Genomic DNA, 18,585 nt, shown 5'->3' on the forward strand with positions numbered 1-18,585 from the left:
ACGTCGACCGCCCCGGCGCCCCTGCGGGGCGCTTACGGGGCGCTGTAGCCCCGGAGCAGTGCGGTCAGGATGTCGGTCAGGCGGGGGGCGACGTCGACGACGGCGTGGGCGAGGTCCGGGTCCGACTCGTAGAGGCGGCGCACCTCCGTTCCCGGGGCGGCCATCTGCCACAGCGCCCCGGCCATCGACGTGGCCGTGGCGACGACGTTGCCGGCCTGCTCCGGGCTCAGTGCGGCAGCCCGGCGCAGCGCCTCGCTCACGGCCGCGACCTCGGCGAGGGCGGTCACCTTGAAGGTGCGCACGCTCTCCAGCGAGACGTTGCGCTCCAGGTTCATCGGCGTGTGGGCGAGCAGGTCGCAGAACAGGGGCCGCGCCACGAGCGATTCGGCCAGCAGGCCGGCGACCGCCTGCAGGGGAGGCTCCCGGTCCATGCCGTGCACGGCGTCGCGCACCGCCCGCGACCACTCCGTCCATCCGGCGGCGGCCAGGCGGAGAAAGATCTCCTCCCGCGTCTCGAAGTAGCGGAGCATCGCCGACTTGTGCATGCCGACCTCTGCGGCGATGTCGGTCAGGGTCACCGACCGGATGCCGTGCGCCGTGGCCAGGCGGGTCGCCGCGGCGAGGATCGCGGCCTCGCGGGCGCGCTTGGCCTCGGGGCTCCGGGCTCTTGTGGACTGACTGCTGCCGGCCATGCCCGCATCCTAACGCAACCGGGTTGCACTATTAACGCAACCATGTTTTGCTAACGCCCATGGCAATCCAGACGTGGTTCATCACCGGTTCCTCCCGCGGCTTCGGCCGCTCCCTCGCCGTCGCCGCCCTGGAGGCGGGCGACCGGGTCGTCGCCACGGCCCGCAAGCCGGAACAGCTCGCCGACCTGGCCGAGCGGTTCGGCGACCGGGTCCTCCCGGTCGCGCTCGACGTGACCGACGCCGCCGCGGCCGCCGCCGCGCTCGACGCCGCCCGTGACCGCTTCGGCCGCATCGACGTGATCGTCAACAACGCCGGCTACGCGAACGTCGCCCCGGTCGAGACGGCTCCGGAGGACGACTTCCGCCGCCAGTTCGAGACGAACTTCTGGGGCGTGTACAACGTCTCCAAGGCGGCACTGCCCCTGCTGAAAGCACAGGGCGGCGGCATCGTCGTCCAGTTCTCCTCCATCGGCGGCCGGGTGGGCGGCAGCCCCGGTCTGGGCTCCTACCAGGCGGCCAAGTTCGCCATCGACGGCTTCACCCGCGTGCTCGCCGCCGAGACCGCGCCGTTCGGCATCCGCTACCTGGTCGTCGAGCCCAGCGGCTTCGCCACCGACTGGGCCGGCGCCTCCATGGACGTCCAGGACGTCCCGCCGGAGTACCGGGAGACCGTCGGCGCCTTCCACGACCGGGCCCGTGCCGGCCTGGCCGCCGGTGACCCGGACCGCGGCGCCGGGATCCTGGTCCGCGTCGTCAAGCGCGACCACCTCCCCACCCACCTGCCCCTGGGCACGAACGCGGCCCGCATGGCGCTCGACCACGCGCAGCGGCAGCTCGCCGAGGCCGGAGCCTGGCAGGCCGTCTCCGCCTCCGCCGACTTCGGCGAGGACTACCCCGTCGAGCTCCCGGCGGACGCCGCGTAGGCGGGCGGACAGCAGAAAAGGCCCGCCGGGAGGCGGACCTTTCCAGGGGGCGGTACGGGGCCCGTCAGGGGCCGGGGCGGATCCTCGACCGGCCCGCCCCGTCGCTGATCCGGATCAATACGGCCACCATCAGCCAGTTGGCCACCAGGGACGAACCGCTCTTCGCCAGGAAGGGCAGGGCCTTGCCCGTCAGCGGGATCAGGCCCATCACACCGCCCGCCACCACGAAGACCTGCAGGGCCAGCGCGCCCGCCAGGCCCACCGCCAGGAGCTTGCCGAACGGGTCGCGCGAGCGCAGGGCCACGCTCAGGCCGCGCTGGGCCATCAGCCCGTACAGCATGAGCACCACCATCACCCCGGCCAGGCCGAGTTCCTCGCCCACCGTGGTGAGGATGAAGTCGCTGCGGCCCGCGAAGCCGATCAGCTCCGGGTGGCCCTGGCCCAGGCCGGTGCCCGTGACGCCGCCGCTGCCGAAGCCGAACAGGGCGTTCGCCAGCTGGGTGGAGACCGTGCTGCCCGGCTTGTACGCGTCGAAGGGGTGCTGCCACGCCAGGATGCGGCCCTTGACGTGCGGCTCCATCGAGCCCACGACCACCGCGCCGACCGAGGCCATCAGCACGCCGACGATCACCCAGCTGCCCCGCTCGGTGGCCGCGTAGAGCATCACCACGAACAGGCCGAAGAAGATCAGCGAGGTGCCCAGGTCCCGTTCGATGATCAGGACGAACAGGCTCAGCAGCCACACGGCCAGAATCGGGCCCAGCTGGCGGCCCGGGGGCAGCCGGACGCCGAGGACCTTCCGGCCGGTGAGCGCCAGCGCGTCGCGGTGGATGACCAGATAGCCCGCGAAGAAGACCGCGATCATGGTCTTGACGAACTCGCCGGGCTGGAAGGACAGCGGCCCCAGGAAGATCCAGCGCTTGGCGCCGTAGGTGTCGCCGGGGAAGAAGGCCGGCGCCATCAGCAGCACCAGGGCGACGGCCATCATCAGGTAGATGTAGCGCTGCAGCCAGCGGTGGTCCTTCAGCAGCACCAGCACGGCGACGCAGACCGCCACCCCTATGACCGTCCACATCAGCTGGCCGGAGGCGGTCGGCGCGGAGTTGAACCGCTCCTTGTAGGAGTAGTCCAGCCGGTAGAGCAGCACCAGCCCGAACCCGGACAGCAGCACGGCCAGCGGCAGGATCAGCGGGTCCGCGTACGGCGCCCAGCGGCGCACCGCCAGGTGCGGCACCAGGGCCAGGCACAGCATGCTGGCCGCGAATCCGGCGAGCCCGCCCGGGACGCTGCCGGTGGTCGCCAGGCCCGTGTACGCATAGCCGCCGACGCAGATCACGACGCCGAAGGCGAGCATGACCGCCTCGTGGCGGCGCCACTTGGCCGAGGCCGCGCGCGCCTCGGCGGACACGCCGCTCCCGTCGTCGCTCTCGACTCGTACGGTTTCCACGGTCACACCGTCCATGATCCTCGGGGTCGGCTGAAGAAATCCTGAGGTTCCTGAAGCCGTCTTCAGGAACCGGGGTCCGGAGGCAGCGGGAAACGGGCCGTCAGCCGGGCACCGGGAGCACCCGCGGCGACCTCGAGCTCCCCGCCGTGCGCCCGCGCGATCCCGCGGGCGATGGCGAGCCCCAGGCCGCTGCCCCCGCGCTCCCGGTCGCGCGGCGTCCAGCCGCACGAAGCGCTCGAAGACCCGCTCCCGCTCCGCCGCCGGGATCCCGGCACCGTCGTCGGCCACCTCCAGCACCGCCTCCCGCGCCCGCTTGTCCAGGGACGCGCGCACGGTCACCCGGGACGCGGCGTGCCGCAGCGCATTGTCGACGAGGTCGGCCAGCATGCGCTCCAGCTGCCCCGGGCGTCCGCGCATCGGCACGGGCACGTCGGCGGTGACGGTCAAGGGTACGCGGGGCGCCGGGCGGCGTGCCGCCTCCTCCGCGGCCAGCAGCGCCAGGTCCACCGGTTCGCCCGGGCCCGACGCCCGCGCGTCGAGCCCGGCCAGGAGCAGCAGGTCGGCGGCGATCGCCTGCAGCCGCACGGTCTCCGCGAGGGCCGCCCGCACGGACTCGGCGGACGGGCACCTCTTTCCCGCAGGGGAGGAGACGAGTGCCACCTCCAGCTGCGAGCGCACCGCCGCCACCGGGTTGCGCAGCTCGTGCGAGGCGTCGGCGACGAACTGCCGCTGCCGGCCGACCGGCCTGCTCCAGCCGGTCCAGGGTGGCGTTGACGGTACGGGCCGGCAGCGCCACCTCGTCGCCGTCCGCCGGCTCCGGCACCCTGCGGTCCGGCTCGCGGGCGCCGACCGCGGCCAGCTCGGTGCGGATGGCCGTCACCGGGCGCAGGGCCAGGCCCGTCACGGCCCAGGCGATGGCCGCCGCGAGGGCGATCAGCGGCGGGGCCCCGGCGACCAGGCCCAGGGCGATGGTGTGTGCGGCGTCGTTCACGTCGCTGAGCACGGTCAGGGCGTAGACGTACCGTTCCCCGCCCGGCGGGGTCGCGCGGACCACCACCACGGCGCCGCGCCGGCCGCCCGTGGCCGGGGTGCAGCACAGCACGCGGGAGGCGCTGTCCTCGTCGGCGGCCGGGCGGACCGGGGCGAAGGCGCGGGCCAGGGGGCCGGCCGAGGGGCGGCTGGTGGCGACGATCTCGCCGTGCGGGCCGAGCACGAGGACCACGTCGACCCCGGAGCGGGGTGCGGGCAGCAGGGCGGGCAGCTCGCCGGAGTCGGCCAGGGCGGCGGTCTCGCGGGCGGCCAGCTCGGTGCGGCTGTTGGCGTTGTCCAGCAGGTTGGTCCGCAGGACCGTGTACAGCCAGGCGCCGCCCGCGGCCAGCAGCAGCGTCATGGCGAGCGCGGCGGCCGCGGCGGCCCGGCCGCGGACCGTGCGCGGGAGGAGACGGGCCACGCGCTCAGCCGCCGTCGGGCGACAGCCGGTAGCCCGTGCCGTGGGCGGTCAGGATGGAGCGGCGCCCGGAGGGGGCGTCGATCTTCCGGCGCAGCGAGGAGACGTAGACCTCGACGATGTTGGGGTCGGTCTCGGCGGGGGAGTCCCACACCTCGTCGAGGATGTCCCGCTTGGCCACGGCCCGCCCGGCGTTCTCCAGCAGGTGGCGCAGCACGGACAGCTCACGGGCGGTCAGCTCGACCTCCGTCCCGCCGCGCCGGCAGCGCCGCGCGCCGGGGTCCAGCATCAGGTCCCCGGCGCGCAGTTCGCCGTACGTGCCGGTGCCGCGGCGGCGGCCCAGGGCGCGCAGCCGGGCCGTCAGCACCACGAAGGAGAACGGCTTGGTCAGGTAGTCGTCGGCCCCCGCGTCCAGCCCGGCCGCCTCGTCGTACTCGCCGTCCTTCGCGGTGAGCATCAGCACCGGGGTCCACTGGTCGAGCCGCCGCAGCCGGGCGCAGATCTCGTAGCCGTCCGGGCCGGGCAGCATCACGTCCAGCACGATCACGTCGTACGTGCCGGAGAGCGCGGCCTCCAGACCGCGCCGGCCGTCGTGGACGGCGTCCACCCAGTGCCCCTCGGCGGTCAGCCCACGGCGGAGCGAATCGGCGGGCCCCACCTCGTCCTCGACTATCAGTATGCGCACGCCCCCAGCCTCACATATCCGGCATGACACCCTTCCGGCGTGGGTGCTGCATGACGATGCGTGACGTCGCGCACACTCGGTGGTGGCGGCCGTAACCGGCCGACATCGCGTCGAGTTGACGCATCGAAACACGGTGGAAGAACAGTTCGCACGCAGGACGGAGCAGTGGTCTCAGCCATGAGCAAACGCCAGAAGGGCCGCCGGCACCGCCGGGTCAACCGCACCCCGCGCCCGGTCGGCGCATCCCGCCCGTACGCCCCGCGGCCGGAGACGCGGCCCGAGCACCCGCGGGTGCTCCCCGACCTCGGCCGCCACGAGGCCCGCACCTGGGACGGCCTGCGGGCCTGCGGGGACGGGGGCGCCTCCGTCGACGACCTGTGCGCGTCCGTGGGCTACCAGGCGCGCACGATCCTCAAGCACGTGCAGGGCCTGGCCGGTCACGGCCTGGCGGAGCTGCGCGGCGACCGCTGGTACGCCAGCCGCCAGGGCGCCCCGTAGGGGCGCGGGGCTGCTTCGATTTGCGGCTCCGCCGCGTGGGCGCGATCAGCCACGACGCGCCTGCAGTCGAGGTTCTCGGGGTTTTGCCCCGGACCCCTGGGTTGTGCGTCGACTGCGGGCCGGTGGGGGCTGGTCGCGCCCACGCGGCGGAGCCGCACATGTCACAGCCCCGCGCCCCTTACGGGGCGCTGTTACAGCAGCCTCCAGGGCGCGAACACGTTGCGCGCGCCCTCCAATGCGGGGGCCAGCTCCGGGTGGTGGCGCAGCAGGACGTCGCCCATCGAGGTGCGGTCGACCCATTCCAGGCCCTCGGCCGTGTAGATCTCCGGCCGGTAGCAGGTGGTGAAGAAGCGGTCGCTCTTCAGCCGCCGCGCCGTCATCAGCGCGAGCATCCGGAACGCCGTGTCGCTGAACGCGAAGCCGTGCGGCCGGGGTTCCGCGTACAGGCCGACCATGGTGTCGACCCGCTCCAGCCGGCCGCCGTAGACCTCGCGCAGCTCGCCGGCCAGGGCGGCGTCCCCGCCGGTGAGCTCGCCGAAGCTGCGCACGGGCGGCCGGTGCAGCGCCGCGCGGAGGGCGGTGTAGCGGGGGACGCCGCGCTCGCGGTCGCGCAGCACGTCGACCGTGCCGAGGTCGATGCGCTCCCCGGAGACGCGCACCAGCTCCCGCAGACAGTCGGGGTGGTTGTGCAGGGTGATGTCGCCCGCGTGCATGGTGCCGAAGGAGTAGAGCAGGTCGGCCGTGCCCCAGCGCTCGACGGCCTTGCGGGTGGCCAGCGCCTGGAGCGGATCGAAGTCCGTCCGCTCGACGAGGTCGCCCGTCAGGTGCGAGCGGATCTCGTACTCGTCGCGGATCATCGGGTGCAGCCGGTGGGCGGCGACGGACTCCTCCGTCATCGCGTACGGGGCCGTGTGGTGCCGGGTGGGCGAGCCGGGGATGCCGAACAGCGTCTCGCCCCGGCCGAAGCGCCGCACCCGGCGGCGCAGCCGGGCGGGGAGCACCCCGTACCAGTCGAGGTGCATCGCGGCCCGGGTCACCGGCCGGTCGACGACGGCCGGCATCCACTCCACCGTGTGGATCTTGGCCATCACGGCGGTGGCGACCAGCCGCGCCGTCTGGAAGAGACGCTCGTCGCCCCAGGTGGGACGGGCGGAGGCGATCCGGTCGCAGATCGCGTTGTGCTCCTTGGCGAAGAGGGTGTGCAGCAGGGACAGGCCGGCCCAGTAGTCCTCGTTGAAGCCCGTGCGGTCGATGCCGGACAGGCCCGCCCGCTCCTCGTCCGGCAGCCTGCCGTCCACGACGGCCAGCTTGCCGCCCTCGCCGGTGCGCAGCGCCCGGCACTGCTCCTCGCTCGACCCGTAGATCTGCGAGCCGTCCCACCAGTGGGTCACCGCGTTCGCGTAGGCGGGCGGCAGGGACGCGCCGGCGGGGCCCGCTGGGTCGGGCAGGGTGCGGCGCAGCAGCATCGGGCACTGCGGCCAGTCGTCGTCGGCGGCGAGGGGGACGTCCAGCGGCGGGCCGGAGGGGCGGGTGCCGTGGTGGAACCAGCCGTGCTGCTGGAACTGGATCCAGGCCGCGGCCAGCAGGTTGAGCATCGGGGCCGGGCGGAAGCCGGCGGTACGGGCCAGGAGCCGTCTGCTCACCTCGCGGGGGCTCGGCGAGAACAGGCCGTCGTCCTCGGGCTCGGGGAAGGCCTGCGGCAGCGCGCAGTTGCGGTCGAAGCGGGTGCCCGCGCGGCCCATGGCGGCGTCGGAGGGACAGGAGCCCGACCCGTCGTAGCTGCGGTGGGGCAGCAGTTCGCGGACCGGCTCAGGAGGCCGTGCGCCGCCGTGGGCGTCGTACAGGTTGTGGGCGCGCAGCAACTGCCGCTGCCGGCGCAGCTCCAGGAGCGCCAGGGGGAGGGGCAGGGAATGCCACTCGCGGCGCGGGCGGGGTGCCGGGGTCATCGGTCGCTCTCCAGGACGGGCGGGGGGACGGTGCGGGCCGGGGCCCGGTGGGCGCGGTAGCCGATCCGCAGCCGGGAGGCGTCGAAGCTGTGCGGCAGCGGCTTCCGGTGCGTCAACCGCACGCCCGCGACGGCCAGTTCGCCGTCGCGCAGGAACTCGGCGACGAAGCCGGTGGCCAGCAGCAGCCCCAGCTCCATTCCGCTGCACCGGGCCTCGCCGCGGCTGAAGGGGCTGACGGCCCAGTCCCGCTCGGCCGTGCCGTCCATCCACTTCTCGGGCGCGAACCGGTGCGCGTAGTCGAGCCGTTCGTCGTCGCGGGCGTGGAAGGCGGCGGGCACCAGGACGTTCATCCCGCCCGGCGCGACCGCCGCCCGCCAGCGGGTTTCCGCCGTGGTGCGGCGCAGCAGGCTGGGCACGGGCGCCCACAGCCGCGCCGCGTCCTGGATGCAGGCGCGCACGTACGGCATGCCCTGGAAGCCGGCCACCGTGCGCAGGCCGTGCCGCCGGTCGGCGTCGGCGACCTCGGCCGCGGCGCGCGTGTGGTGCTGCGGGTGCGTGGCGAGCAGGGCCAGCGTCTGCACGACGGCGCTGTGCACCACGGCCAGCGCCATGAACCACTGGGTGAGCTGGCTCTCGGGCGCGGTCTCGGGGCCGCGGGGTGCGCTGCGGAACAGCCCGGTCAGGCTGCGCGGGTCGGCGTCGCACAGGTAGCGGGACTGGCGCTGCATCATCGTCCGCCGGATTCTGCGGGCCCGGCCCGTCCGCCAGCGCCGGGTGCCCATCCAGTTGGCCTCGGCCAGCAGTTCGCCCAGGAGCCGGGAGAACTCCGTGTCGTCGGCGGCGGCTTCGCCCAGGAAGCAGCGCCGCCCGATCCGTTCGAAGCGCTCGCGCACCACGTCGGCCGTCAGTCCGGCCTCCGCCTCCGGCCCCAGCAGCGCGCGGGCCTCCTCGCCCACGACCCGCAGGAAGTGGCCCGCCAGCCGGTGCACGTCGCAACCGGCGTCCAGCACCGCGTCGTTGAAGGCGCGGCGGGCCGTGCGCTGCCGGCCGTGCGAGGCGACCAGGGCGTCGGGCTGCACGGCTGCGAAGCCGTTCACCTTCTCCCAGGTGTCCACCGCATAGACCTCCACCGGCCCGGAGAGCACCTGCCGGGCGTCCTCGGCGTCCAGCACCAGCAGGGTGGGGCCGCAGGTGCCGTGCACCAGGACCGGTCCGCGGCCGTGCCTGCGGCGCAGCCCGCGCATCGCCTCCAGCCGGCGCCGCCCCGGGTCCAGCCGGGCCACCAGCCGGGCCATCCGGGGGCGGCAGCGGAAGACGCCCTTGAGGTGGTCGGGGAGGAAGTACACGAGGGCCAGCCGCAGGTTCTCGCCCGCCGAGGCGACGGGCAGGCCGCCCTCCCGGCCCGCGCCGCCGCGGGCGCCGTTCGCCGTGCTCATGCGGCGGCCCTCCCGCGGTGCGGCGGCCGCGGGGCGCGCGGCGGTTCGGTGGGCCCGGAGTCCCGGGCGTGCAGGGCGAGTTCGGCGGGGCGGGACGGCAACGGCTCGGCGGCGGTTGCGCGTACGGACGTCATGCCTCGTACCTCTTGGGGTGGGGGCCGGTCGGGAGAGGGGAGCATTGCCACTTCCCGCCGGGCGAAGCCACGGCAGCCGAAGATCACCTGAGTATTCATCCGCGCGGGTGAACGGCCCCGGGCGGGCGCGGCGTTGCGGAACCGGGGGCTCTACCTTCGCCGCATGCCTGACATGGATGAGATGATCCGACGTATCCGCCGGGACATGAACGTGCAACTCCGCAAGCGGGCCGGCCGGGCGGCTGCGCCCCCGGCCGGTGGCGCGGATCCGGAGCCGGAGCCGTACGCCGGGCGCCCCGTAAGGGGCGCGGGGAACTGCGCGAGCAACCACGACGCGCCCGCAGCCGAAGTCCCGGGGCTTCGCCCCGGCCCCCGAGAAGGTTGACTGCAGGCCGTCGGTGGTTGCTCGCGCAGTTCCCCGCGCCCCTTACGGGGCGCGGTACGGGTATGCGCGGTGTGCGGTCAGCGGCGCAGCCTGCCGCTGCCCAGGCCCGCCAGCGCCAGAGCGGTCAGGCAGGCCACGGCTCCGACGATGACGTTGCTGACGACGGCACGGGCGGCGAACGCATGGCCCGCCACCACGAAGGGAGCGACGATCGCCCACACGCCGATGCCCAGCGCGGCCCAGCTCATGGAGTGCGTGCGTTCGTACGCGGGGCCGATGCCTACCAGGCAGGCAAAGGCGACACCGGTGATCAGGTTGGTGACGGTCAGGGTGGAGGCGGCGTTGAAGCCCACAATCCACGGTGAAGCGGCCAGATAGACACCACAGAGGACGGCCAGGGCCTCGACGGCCTGAGCGGCGGGGGTCCCCGTCGTCTCCTCGGAGTGGGCGCGGAGCGCCATGATGTCCGGGTGCTGGTCGATCCGGGGCGACGTAGGGGCGGTCACATCGGCCACCTTCTTTCGCTGTCAATTCGGACCTGCCTGCATTTTAACCCAATTCCCCCTGAATTAACCCGAATGGGGTATGGAATCCGGGCGGGACCGGGTCAACGCTCATGGGACGTTCGCCGGGCGGAAAGATCCACGTGGCCCACGCCACGCGCGCAGGGCCGACAACAGCCGTATGCGGGTCGCCATCGTCACCGAATCGTTTCCGCCCGACGTCAACGGGGTCGCCCACTGCGCCTGGCAGACCGCCCGGCACCTGTGGCGCCGCGGGCACGATCCGCTCGTCCTGACCCCGGCCGGCCCCGCTCCGTCCGGGGACGGCGGCGACGAGGACCGCGCCCCCTGCCCGGTCGTCCGGGTGCCCTCGCTGCCGCTGCCCGGCTATCCACAGGTCCGGGTCGCCCTGCCGGGCCGCCGCCTGGCCGGCGTGCTCGCCGCGCACCGCCCCGACGTCGTCCACCTCGCGAGCCCCTTCGTCCTCGGGGCGCGCGGCATGGCCGCCGCCGCCCGGCTCGGCGTGCCGGCCGTCGCCGTCTACCAGACCGACCTCGGCGGCTACGCCCGCACCTACCTGGGCGCCGGCGAAGGCGTCGCCTGGCGCCGCATCAGGGCCGTGCACCGCGCCGCCGACCGCACCCTCGCGCCCTCCACCGCGGCCGCCCGCGACCTGATCGGCCATGGCATCCCGCGGGTGTGGCTGTGGCCGCGCGGGGTGGACTCCGAACGCTTCCACCCCGCGCACCGCGACCTGGAGCTGCGGCGGGCCCTCGCCCCCGGCGGGGAGCTGATCGTCGGCTACGTGGGCCGCCTCGCGCCCGAGAAACGGGTGGAGTTGCTCGCCCCGGTCTGCGCGCTGCCGGGCGTGCGCGTGGTCGTCGTCGGGGACGGTCCGCACGCGGCCCGGCTGCGGACCGCCCTGCCCGGGGCGCGCTTCCTCGGCACGCGCACCGGCCGCGAACTCGCCCGCATCTTCGCCTCGCTCGACGTCTTCGTCCACCCGGGCCCGCAGGAGACGTTCTGCCAGACCGTCCAGGAGGCGCAGGCCAGCGGCGTCCCCGTGGTCGCCCCCGCGGCCGGCGGCCCCCTGGACCTGGTCGAGCACCTGCGCACCGGACTCCTGGTCCGCCCGCACGACGCGGAGGCGCTGCGCGAGGCGGTCCTCACCCTGGAGTCCGGGCGGCGCCGCCGCGCGGAGTACGGGCTCGCCGGCCGCCGCTCGGTGCTGGGCCGCACCTGGACGGTGGTGGGGGATCTGCTGTTGCGGCACTATGCCGACGTGTTGGCGGAACGGGCGGCCCGCCCGGCGGCGTGCAGCGCCCCGTAAGGGGCGCGGGGCTGTTCCCATATGCGGCTCCGCCGCGTGGGCGCGACCAGCCCCCACCGGCCCGCAGCCGACGCACCACCCCAGGGGTCCGGGGCGAAGCCCCGAGCACTCGACTGCAGGCGCGTCGTGCTTGCTCGCGCAGTTCCCCGCGCCCCTTCGGGGCGCGCCCCTGACGGGGCGCAGTCCCACAATGGCCCCATGGCAGAACGCTGGGAGTTCTGGATCGACCGCGGCGGCACCTTCACGGACGTGGTGGCCCGGCGCCCCGACGGCCGGCTCGTCACCCGCAAACTGCTCTCCCACGACCCCGCCCGCTACCGTGACGCGGCCGTCGCAGGCATCCGGCAGACCCTGGGCCTGGGCCCGGACGACCCCGTCCCCGCCGACCGGATCGCGGTCGTCAAGATGGGCACCACCGTCGCCACCAACGCCCTGCTGGAACGCACGGGCACCCCCACCGTGCTGGTCGTCACCGAGGGCTTCCGCGACGCGCTGCGCATCGCCTACCAGAACCGCCCGCGCCTGTTCGACCGCCGCATCGTGCTGCCCGAGGCGCTCTACGACCGGGTCGTGGAGATCCCCGAACGGGTCGGCGCACACGGTGAAGCGGTCCGTCCGCTCGACCTGGACGCCACCGCCGACGCCCTCCGCGCGGCCCGCGGCGACGGCTTCGCGAGCGCCGCCGTCGTCCTGCTCCACGGCTACCGGTACCCCGCGCACGAGCAGCAGGTCGCCGCGGCGGCCCGCGCGGCCGGCTTCTCCCAGGTGAGCTGTTCGCACGAGGTCAGCCCGCTGATGAAGCTCGTCCCGCGCGGTGACACCACCGTCGTCGACGCCTACCTCTCGCCGATCCTGCGCCGCTACGTCGACGACGTGGCCCGCGAACTGCCAGGCGTGCGGCTGCTGTTCATGCAGTCGAGCGGCGGGCTGCGCGAGGCGCTGCACTTCCGCGGCAAGGACGCCGTGCTGTCCGGTCCCGCGGGCGGCGTGGTCGGCATGGCCCGCACCTCCGCCGAGGCCGGGTACGGCAGGGTCATCGGCTTCGACATGGGCGGCACGTCGACCGATGTCTCGCACTACGCGGGCGAGTTCGAGCGGGTCTTCGGCACCGAGGTCGCCGGCGTGCGGATGCGCGCCCCCATGATGAACATCCACACCGTCGCGGCCGGCGGCGGATCGCTGCTGCACTTCGACGGGCGGCGCTACCGCGTCGGCCCGGACTCTGCCGGTGCCGATCCCGGCCCCGCCTGCTACCGGCGCGGCGGTCCGCTCACGCTCACCGACGCCAACGTGATGCTCGGCCGCATCCAGCCCGGCCGCTTCCCGGCCGTCTTCGGCCCGGACGGCGACCGGCCGATCGACGCCGACGTGGTCCGTACGCACTTCGCGCAGCTGGCCCGGGAGATCACCGACGCGACCGGCGACCGGCGCGGACCCGAGGAGGTCGCGGCGGGTTTCCTCGACATCGCCGTCCTCAACATGGCCAACGCCGTCAAGAAGATCTCCGTGCAGCGCGGCCGCGACATCACCCGCTACGCGCTCACCGGCTTCGGCGGCGCGGGCGGCCAGCACGCCTGCGCCGTCGCGGACGCGCTCGGCATCGGCACCGTGATCGTGCCGCCCCTGGCGGGCGTGCTCTCCGCCTACGGCATCGGCGTCGCCGACGCCACCGCCCTGCGCGAACAGGCCCTGGAGACCGAGCTGGACGAGCAGGCGATGCCGCAGGTGCACGAGGCCTGCGACCGGCTCGCGCAGCGCACCCGCGCCGAACTCCGCGCGGACGGCGTCCCGGAGGACACCGTCACCACCACCGCCCGCGTGCACCTGCGCTACGCGGGCACCGACTCCGCCCTCCCCGTGGCCCTGGACTCCGCCGCCGCGATGAGCGCGGAGTTCGTCCGCGCCCACCGCGCCCGCTACGCCTTCACCATGGACAAGCCCCTGGTCGTCGAGGCCGTCTCGGTCGAGGCGGTCGGGGCATCCGGCGGGGCCTCCGGATATACGGCATATACGGCCGCGCCGCCGGAACGCCAAGGGGATCAGGAGGAACAGGACGAGACCGTCCGGATGTTCACCGGCGGCGCCTGGCAGGAGACCCGGCTCCGGCAGCGCACCGCCCTGCGCCCCGGGGACGTCCTCACCGGCCCCGCCATCGTCACGGAGGCCGACGCCACCACCGTCGTCGACCCCGGCTGGCAGGCGGAGGCGGGCGACAAGGGCCACCTGCTGCTCACCCGCGTCCGTCCCCGGCCCCGCACGGCCGCCGTCGGCACGGACGTGGACCCGGTGATGCTGGAGGTCTTCAACAGCCTCTTCATGGCCATCGCCGAACAGATGGGCCTGCGCCTGGAGAACACCGCGCACTCCGTCAACATCAAGGAACGGCTGGACTTCTCCTGCGCCCTCTTCGACGCCGACGGCAACCTGATCGCCAACGCCCCGCACATCCCCGTGCACCTCGGTTCGATGGGGGAGTCCATCAAGGAGGTGCTGCGGCGCAACGGCGAGGCGATGCGGCCGGGGGACGCGTACGCCGTCAACGACCCGTACCACGGCGGCACGCACCTGCCGGACATCACCGTCGTCACGCCCGTCTTCGACGAGCACAGCGGCGAACTGCTCTTCCTGGTCGCCTCGCGCGGCCACCACGCCGAGATCGGCGGCATCACCCCCGGCTCCATGCCCGCCTTCAGCCGCACGATCCACGAGGAGGGCGTCCTCTTCGACAACTGGCTCCTCGTCCGCGACGGCCGGCTGCGCGAGCAGGAGACGCGCGAGCTGCTCACCTCCGGCCCGTACCCCTCGCGCGCCCCCGACGTCAACCTCGCCGACCTGCGTGCCCAGATCGCCGCCAACGAGAAGGGCATCCGCGAACTGCGCCGCATGACCGAGGAGTTCGGCCAGGACGTCGTCCGGGCCTACATGGGGCACGTGCAGGACAACGCCGAGGAGTCCGTGCGCCGCATCGTCGCCGGGCTGCGCGACGGATCCCACCGCTACGAGACCGACAGCGGCGCGGTGATCCAGGTGGCCGTCCGCGTGGACCGCGCCGCCCGCAGCGCCGTCCTCGACTTCGCCGGCACCTCGCCCCAGCAGCCCGGCAACGCCAACGCCCCCAGCTCCGTGGTCAAGGCGGCCGTGCTGTACGTCTTCCGCACGCTGGTCGCCGAGGACATCCCGCTCAACAGCGGCTGCCTGAAGCCCCTCGACATCCGCATCCCCGAAGGATCCATGCTGGCACCGGAATTCCCCGCGGCCACCGTCGCCGGGAACGTCGAGACCTCGCAGGCCGTCACGGGCGCCCTCTACGCGGCCCTCGGGGTCCAGGCCGAGGGCTCCGGCACCATGAACAACGTCACCTTCGGCAACGAGCGCGCCCAGTACTACGAGACCGTGGCCAGCGGCTCGGGCGCAGGGGACGGCTTCGACGGGGCCGACGCCGTGCAGACCCACATGACCAACTCACGTCTGACCGACCCCGAGGTCCTCGAATGGCGTTACCCCGTGCGCGTGGAGAGCTTCGCGGTGCGCCGGGGCAGCGGCGGGCGCGGCCGGTGGACGGGCGGATGCGGCGTGGTGCGCCGCATCCGCTTCCTGGAGCCCATGACGGCCGCCCTGCTCACCGGACACCGCCGGGTGCCCCCGTACGGCATGGCCGGCGGGGAGCCCGGGGCACTCGGCGCCAACCTCGTCGAGCGCGCCGACGGTTCCGTCGAGCGGCTGGCCGGCTGCGCCGTGGTGGAGGCCGGCGCGGGCGACGTCCTGGAGGTCCGCACGCCCGGAGGCGGCGGCTACGGGGCGCCGCCGTAAGGGGCGCGGGGCTGTGTCGATGTGCGGCTCCGCCGCGTGGGCGCGACCATGGCGCCCCGTCAGGGGCGCGGGGCTGTTCACATATGCGGCTCCGCCGCGTGGGCGCGACCGGAGGCGCCCCGAAGGGGCGCGGGGAACTGCGCGACCAGCCCCCACCGGCCCGCAGCCGGACGCACCACCCCAGAGGTTCGGGGCGCAGCCCCGAGTGCCTCGACTGCGGGCGCGTCGCAGCTGAGCGCGCAGTTCCCCGCGCCCCTTCGGGGCGCCCCCTAGCGGAACCGCGGTCTTCGCAGCACGAAGCGGACCGGCGTGCCGGGCACCGCCTGCGCCGCCGCGGCCAGGAAGGCCCCGGGCACGACGCCCACCACGGGATAGCCGCCCGTGGTGGGGTGGTCGGCGAGGAAGACCACGGGACGGCCGTCGGGCGGCACCTGGACCGCGCCCAGGACCATGCCCTCGCTGGGCAGTTCGCCGTCCTGCGCCCGCTCCAGGGACGGGCCCTCCGTGCGCAGGCCGATCCGGTTGCCCGCGGACGACACCCGGAAGCCGCCGGCCGCCAGGGTCCGCAGCGCCCCGGCGGTGAACCAGTCGTCGCGCGGCCCGAGCACGACCGGCAGCACCAACTCCCGTACGGGGCCGGGGTGCGGCACCGCGTCCGGGCCCGCCGGCGGCCCGCACGGGGCGCCGAGCGGCAGCACGGCGCCGTCGGCCAGCGGGGCGGGCCCCAGACCGGAGAGCACGTCCGTCGAGCGGCTGTCCAGGACGGGCGGGACGGCCAGCCCCCCGGAGAAGGCCAGATAGCTCCGCACGCCGTGCACGGCCGGACCGGCCTCCAGCACCGCCCCCGACGGGACCCGGACGGCCGCGCCCCACGCGGCGGGACGCCCGTCCACGGTCACCGCGCACGGCGCGCCCGTCACCGCCGCCGTCACCGCCCGGCGGACGCGGACGGCACAGCCGGTCAGGGTCGTCTCCAGGGTTGCGGCCCCGCCGGGGTTGCCGACGAGGCGGTTCGCCAGCCGGTGGGCGGGCTGGTCGAGGGCGCCGGAGCGGGGCACCCCCAGGTGGGCGTGGCCGGTGCGGCCCAGGTCCTGCACGGTGGTCAGCGCTCCGGCGCGGACGACCGCGACCGTCCGTTCCGTCATGCGCGGTCCTCCGGTACGAAGCGGACCCGGGTGCCCGGGGAGAACAGTGCCGCCGGGGTGCGCGCCGCGTCCCACAGCGTCGCGTCGGTGGTGCCGATGAGCTGCCAGCCGCCGGGGGAGGAGCGCGGGTACACGCTCGTGTACCGCCCGGCGAGGGCCACCGAACCGGCGGGGACCTTCGTGCGGGGCGTGGCCCGGCGCGGCACGTGGTAGCGGGCGGGCAGCCCGCTGAGGTAGCCGAACCCCGGGGCGAACCCGCAGAAGGCGACGCGGAATTCGGTCTCCGCGTGGAGGGCGGCCGCCTCGCGCGGCGTGACGCCCCACCGCTCGGCGACCTCGGCCAGGTCGGGGCCGTCGTAGCGGACCCGGACCTCGACGGCCCGCTGTGCGCCGCGGGTCAGCGGAGGTATGTGCCAGGAGGCCAGGTTCTCGGCGAGGGCGCCGGGTTCGGCCAGACCGTCGATCAGCACGGTGCGGTCGGCCGGCACGATCTCCTGCACGGCGGGCAGTTCGCCGGCCGCCACCCTGCGCAGCAGCTCGGCGTGGAGCGCCTCGGCCTCCTCGGTGCTGCCGAGCTCGACCAGCAGTCCGTGGTCCCCGGCGGGCAGGGCCCTCATGCGAAGGCCTCCAGCCGCACGCCCGCGGCCTCCAGTTCGTCGCGCACCCGGCGGGCGAGGGCGGCGGCCCCGGGGGTGTCGCCGTGCACGCACAGCGAGCGGACGCGGACGGGCACCCGCTGGCCGCCGATCGCGGTCACCGCCCGGTCCCGGGCGAGGCCGAGCGAGCGCTGCACCACGGCGTCCGGGTCGGTGACGACGGCGCCCGGCTCGTGACGGGGGACGAGCGTGCCCGCCGCGGTGTACGCGCGGTCGGCGAACGCCTCGGCGACGACGGGTAATCCGGCCCGCTGCGCCGCCTCGTGCAGCCGGGAGCCGGGCAGCCCCAGCACGGGCAGCGCCCCGCCCGCGAGCCGTATGCCCTCGACCACGGCCGCGGCCTGCTCCGCGTCGTGCACGCTGCGGTTGTACAGCGCGCCGTGCGGTTTGACGTACGCGACGCGGGCGCCGGCGGCCCGCGCGAAGATCTCCAACGCGCCGATCTGGTAGGCGATCTCGTCGGCCAGCTCCTGCGGCGGCACGTCCATCGCCCGGCGTCCGAAGCCCGCCAGGTCGCGGTAGGAGACCTGGGCGCCGATGCCGACGCCGCGCTCGGCCGCCGTCCCGCACACCCGGCGCATGGTCGAGGGGTCGCCGCCGTGGAACCCGCAGGCCACGTTGGCGCTGGTGACCACGGACAGCAGGGCGTCGTCGTCGGTGAGGCGCCAGCGCCCGAAGCCCTCGCCGAGGTCGGCGTTGAGGTCGAGGACGACGGTCTCCGGCGCTGCTGCGGTCCCGGGGGTCATCGGTGGGTCTCCTTCATGGCGCTCAGGATCAGCTCCCGGGCGTCGTCCAGATAGGCGGTCAACCCGGCCTCGGCGCGGGCGTGTTCCCCGCTCTCCAGCAGTTTGGAGAGGGTGCGGTTGCGGGCCACGAAGGGTTCGTGGAAGCGGCGCGGCGAGGGCATCTCGTGGAAGGCCAGGCGCAGTTCGGCCAGCAGGCGGTCCATGGCCGCGTCGATGCGCGGGCTCTGCGCCAGCGCGGCGAGCGCGCGGTGGAAGTGCAGGTCCGCAGAGCCGACGTGCCGCCAGTCGCCCGCTGCGGCGGCGCGTTCGGCCTCGGCGACCGTGGCGGAGAGGGTCTCGTGCAGTGTCCGGGGGGCGTCCGCCGCGGCCCGCACGCCCGCGGTCTCCAGGGCGGCGCGCATCCGGTAGATGTCGGTGACGTCCGCGGGCTCCAACACTCGTACGAAGACACCGCGGTTGAGCAGGTGGACGACGAGGCTGTCGTGGATGAGCAGCCGGAAGGCCTCGCGCAGGGTGTTGCGCGAGACCTCGTGCTCTCTGCCGAGGGCCTCCTCCGACAGCCGGTGGCCCGGCGGCAGATCGCCGTTCTCGATACGGGCACGCAGTGCTGCGGCGACACGCTGTGCGGTGGACAGGGCCATGGCCTCTCCCACGGGTTGCGGCGGAGTGGCTGCTTCAGCTGTTCCTGACGCTCCAGCTGTCTCAGCCTTCGACGGTTTCAGCATTGCCTGTTGAGGATTGTTCAACAATATCCTAGCCTCCTCGCCAACCGCCTCACCTCGTCGAGTGAGGTCCGAGAATG

17 protein-coding genes and 1 pseudogene are annotated in these 18,585 nt (G+C 74.6%); 5 read left to right on the plus strand and 13 right to left on the minus strand.

What is annotated here, in order from left to right:
- Positions 1-32 precede the first annotated feature (32 nt).
- The gene (locus ACMATS_RS31875) at positions 33-692 is read right to left on the minus strand and encodes a TetR family transcriptional regulator (RefSeq protein WP_414169842.1); all 660 of its coding nucleotides are present in this window, start codon (positions 690-692) and stop codon (positions 33-35) included.
- A 59-nt stretch (positions 693-751) separates the two neighbouring features.
- Between ACMATS_RS31875 and ACMATS_RS31880 the strand changes: the two genes are divergently transcribed.
- Positions 752-1,615, plus strand: coding sequence for an SDR family NAD(P)-dependent oxidoreductase (locus ACMATS_RS31880; protein ID WP_391155179.1), 864 nt, complete (start codon positions 752-754; stop codon positions 1,613-1,615).
- Positions 1,616-1,679: 64 nt separating this feature from the next.
- On the opposite strand, the gene ACMATS_RS31885 is transcribed toward ACMATS_RS31880, so the two are convergent.
- The 3 genes and pseudogenes from ACMATS_RS31885 to ACMATS_RS31895 form a co-directional block, all read right to left on the minus strand.
- Positions 1,680-2,969 (minus strand): FtsW/RodA/SpoVE family cell cycle protein, encoded by a 1,290-nt coding sequence (locus ACMATS_RS31885; protein ID WP_390779276.1) that lies wholly within the window; start codon positions 2,967-2,969, stop codon positions 1,680-1,682.
- 155 nt (positions 2,970-3,124) lie between these two features.
- Positions 3,125-3,337, minus strand: a complete 213-nt coding sequence (locus ACMATS_RS31890) for an ATP-binding protein (protein ID WP_391155177.1) — start codon at positions 3,335-3,337, stop codon at positions 3,125-3,127.
- Positions 3,315-3,749: pseudogene (locus tag ACMATS_RS31895) on the minus strand (ATP-binding protein); the annotation flags it as partial. The gene ACMATS_RS31890 and the pseudogene ACMATS_RS31895, both read right to left, overlap by 23 nt.
- Positions 3,750-3,826: 77 nt before the next feature.
- Here ACMATS_RS31895 and ACMATS_RS31900 point away from each other — a divergent pair.
- Positions 3,827-4,078: a hypothetical protein gene (locus tag ACMATS_RS31900; protein ID WP_414169843.1), complete on the plus strand. Its 252-nt coding sequence runs from the start codon at positions 3,827-3,829 to the stop codon at positions 4,076-4,078.
- Positions 4,079-4,516: 438 nt separating this feature from the next.
- On the opposite strand, the gene ACMATS_RS31905 is transcribed toward ACMATS_RS31900, so the two are convergent.
- A complete protein-coding gene (locus ACMATS_RS31905) occupies positions 4,517-5,194 on the minus strand; it encodes a response regulator transcription factor (protein WP_414169844.1) in 678 nt (225 codons plus the stop codon).
- Positions 5,195-5,371: 177 nt separating this feature from the next.
- Here ACMATS_RS31905 and ACMATS_RS31910 point away from each other — a divergent pair, with 177 nt between their 5' ends.
- Positions 5,372-5,692, plus strand: a complete 321-nt coding sequence (locus ACMATS_RS31910) for a hypothetical protein (RefSeq protein ID WP_390779234.1) — start codon at positions 5,372-5,374, stop codon at positions 5,690-5,692.
- Between the two features lie 191 nt (positions 5,693-5,883).
- Here the strand turns inward: ACMATS_RS31910 and ACMATS_RS31915 are convergent, their stop codons facing one another.
- From ACMATS_RS31915 to ACMATS_RS31930, 4 genes are all read right to left on the minus strand, one after another.
- The gene (locus ACMATS_RS31915; RefSeq protein WP_414169845.1) at positions 5,884-7,638 is read right to left on the minus strand and encodes a peroxidase family protein; all 1,755 of its coding nucleotides are present in this window, start codon (positions 7,636-7,638) and stop codon (positions 5,884-5,886) included.
- Positions 7,635-9,074 carry a cytochrome P450 gene (locus ACMATS_RS31920; RefSeq protein ID WP_414169846.1) on the minus strand — a complete coding sequence of 480 codons (1,440 nt, stop codon included), beginning with the start codon at positions 9,072-9,074 and terminating at the stop codon, positions 7,635-7,637. Before ACMATS_RS31920 ends, ACMATS_RS31915 begins: the two co-directional genes overlap by 4 nt.
- Positions 9,071-9,208: a hypothetical protein gene (locus ACMATS_RS31925; protein WP_414169847.1), complete on the minus strand. Its 138-nt coding sequence runs from the start codon at positions 9,206-9,208 to the stop codon at positions 9,071-9,073. Before ACMATS_RS31925 ends, ACMATS_RS31920 begins: the two co-directional genes overlap by 4 nt.
- 462 nt (positions 9,209-9,670) lie before the next feature.
- The gene (locus tag ACMATS_RS31930) at positions 9,671-10,099 is read right to left on the minus strand and encodes an SPW repeat protein (protein ID WP_390779237.1); all 429 of its coding nucleotides are present in this window, start codon (positions 10,097-10,099) and stop codon (positions 9,671-9,673) included.
- A gap of 178 nt (positions 10,100-10,277) precedes the next feature.
- Between ACMATS_RS31930 and ACMATS_RS31935 the strand changes: the two genes are divergently transcribed.
- Together ACMATS_RS31935 and ACMATS_RS31940 are read left to right on the plus strand one after the other, a co-directional pair.
- On the plus strand, positions 10,278-11,426 hold the full coding sequence (locus ACMATS_RS31935; RefSeq protein WP_414169848.1) for a glycosyltransferase family 4 protein: 1,149 nt from the start codon (positions 10,278-10,280) through the stop codon (positions 11,424-11,426).
- Between the two features lie 198 nt (positions 11,427-11,624).
- Positions 11,625-15,236, plus strand: coding sequence for a hydantoinase B/oxoprolinase family protein (locus ACMATS_RS31940; RefSeq protein WP_414169849.1), 3,612 nt, complete (start codon positions 11,625-11,627; stop codon positions 15,234-15,236).
- Positions 15,237-15,505: 269 nt separating this feature from the next.
- On the opposite strand, the gene ACMATS_RS31945 is transcribed toward ACMATS_RS31940, so the two are convergent.
- From ACMATS_RS31945 to ACMATS_RS31960, 4 genes are read right to left on the minus strand one after another with little or no spacing between them, the layout of a single operon-like run.
- Positions 15,506-16,381, minus strand: coding sequence for a biotin-dependent carboxyltransferase family protein (locus tag ACMATS_RS31945; RefSeq protein ID WP_390779240.1), 876 nt, complete (start codon positions 16,379-16,381; stop codon positions 15,506-15,508).
- The gene (locus ACMATS_RS31950) at positions 16,378-16,998 is read right to left on the minus strand and encodes a 5-oxoprolinase subunit B family protein (protein ID WP_391155171.1); all 621 of its coding nucleotides are present in this window, start codon (positions 16,996-16,998) and stop codon (positions 16,378-16,380) included. The genes ACMATS_RS31945 and ACMATS_RS31950 overlap by 4 nt, the downstream gene beginning before the upstream one ends.
- On the minus strand, positions 16,995-17,783 hold the full coding sequence (locus ACMATS_RS31955; RefSeq protein ID WP_414169850.1) for a LamB/YcsF family protein: 789 nt from the start codon (positions 17,781-17,783) through the stop codon (positions 16,995-16,997). Before ACMATS_RS31955 ends, ACMATS_RS31950 begins: the two co-directional genes overlap by 4 nt.
- Entirely contained in the window at positions 17,780-18,424 is a 645-nt protein-coding gene (locus ACMATS_RS31960) for a GntR family transcriptional regulator (RefSeq protein WP_414169851.1), read from the minus strand. Before ACMATS_RS31960 ends, ACMATS_RS31955 begins: the two co-directional genes overlap by 4 nt.
- Positions 18,425-18,585 lie beyond the last annotated feature (161 nt).

Origin of the sequence: Streptoverticillium reticulum (assembly GCF_047456005.1) — a bacterium.
In the GTDB taxonomy this organism is placed as follows: Bacteria; Actinomycetota; Actinomycetes; order Streptomycetales; family Streptomycetaceae; genus Streptomyces; species Streptomyces reticulum.

Excerpts from the sequence above, each read along its gene's own strand:
- ACMATS_RS31875 (WP_414169842.1), bottom strand. The coding sequence starts at position 692 with ATGGCCGGCAGCAGTCAGTCCACAAGAGCCCGGAGCCCCGAGGCCAAG.
- ACMATS_RS31880 (WP_391155179.1), top strand. The coding sequence starts at position 752 with ATGGCAATCCAGACGTGGTTCATCACCGGTTCCTCCCGCGGCTTCGGC.
- ACMATS_RS31885 (WP_390779276.1), bottom strand. The coding sequence starts at position 2,969 with ATGCTCGCCTTCGGCGTCGTGATCTGCGTCGGCGGCTATGCGTACACG.
- ACMATS_RS31910 (WP_390779234.1), top strand. The coding sequence starts at position 5,372 with ATGAGCAAACGCCAGAAGGGCCGCCGGCACCGCCGGGTCAACCGCACC.
- ACMATS_RS31915 (WP_414169845.1), bottom strand. The coding sequence starts at position 7,638 with ATGACCCCGGCACCCCGCCCGCGCCGCGAGTGGCATTCCCTGCCCCTC.
- ACMATS_RS31920 (WP_414169846.1), bottom strand. The coding sequence starts at position 9,074 with ATGAGCACGGCGAACGGCGCCCGCGGCGGCGCGGGCCGGGAGGGCGGC.
- ACMATS_RS31925 (WP_414169847.1), bottom strand. The coding sequence starts at position 9,208 with ATGACGTCCGTACGCGCAACCGCCGCCGAGCCGTTGCCGTCCCGCCCC.
- ACMATS_RS31935 (WP_414169848.1), top strand. The coding sequence starts at position 10,278 with ATGCGGGTCGCCATCGTCACCGAATCGTTTCCGCCCGACGTCAACGGG.
- ACMATS_RS31940 (WP_414169849.1), top strand. The coding sequence starts at position 11,625 with ATGGCAGAACGCTGGGAGTTCTGGATCGACCGCGGCGGCACCTTCACG.
- ACMATS_RS31945 (WP_390779240.1), bottom strand. The coding sequence starts at position 16,381 with ATGACGGAACGGACGGTCGCGGTCGTCCGCGCCGGAGCGCTGACCACC.
- ACMATS_RS31950 (WP_391155171.1), bottom strand. The coding sequence starts at position 16,998 with ATGAGGGCCCTGCCCGCCGGGGACCACGGACTGCTGGTCGAGCTCGGC.
- ACMATS_RS31955 (WP_414169850.1), bottom strand. The coding sequence starts at position 17,783 with ATGACCCCCGGGACCGCAGCAGCGCCGGAGACCGTCGTCCTCGACCTC.
- ACMATS_RS31960 (WP_414169851.1), bottom strand. The coding sequence starts at position 18,424 with ATGGCCCTGTCCACCGCACAGCGTGTCGCCGCAGCACTGCGTGCCCGT.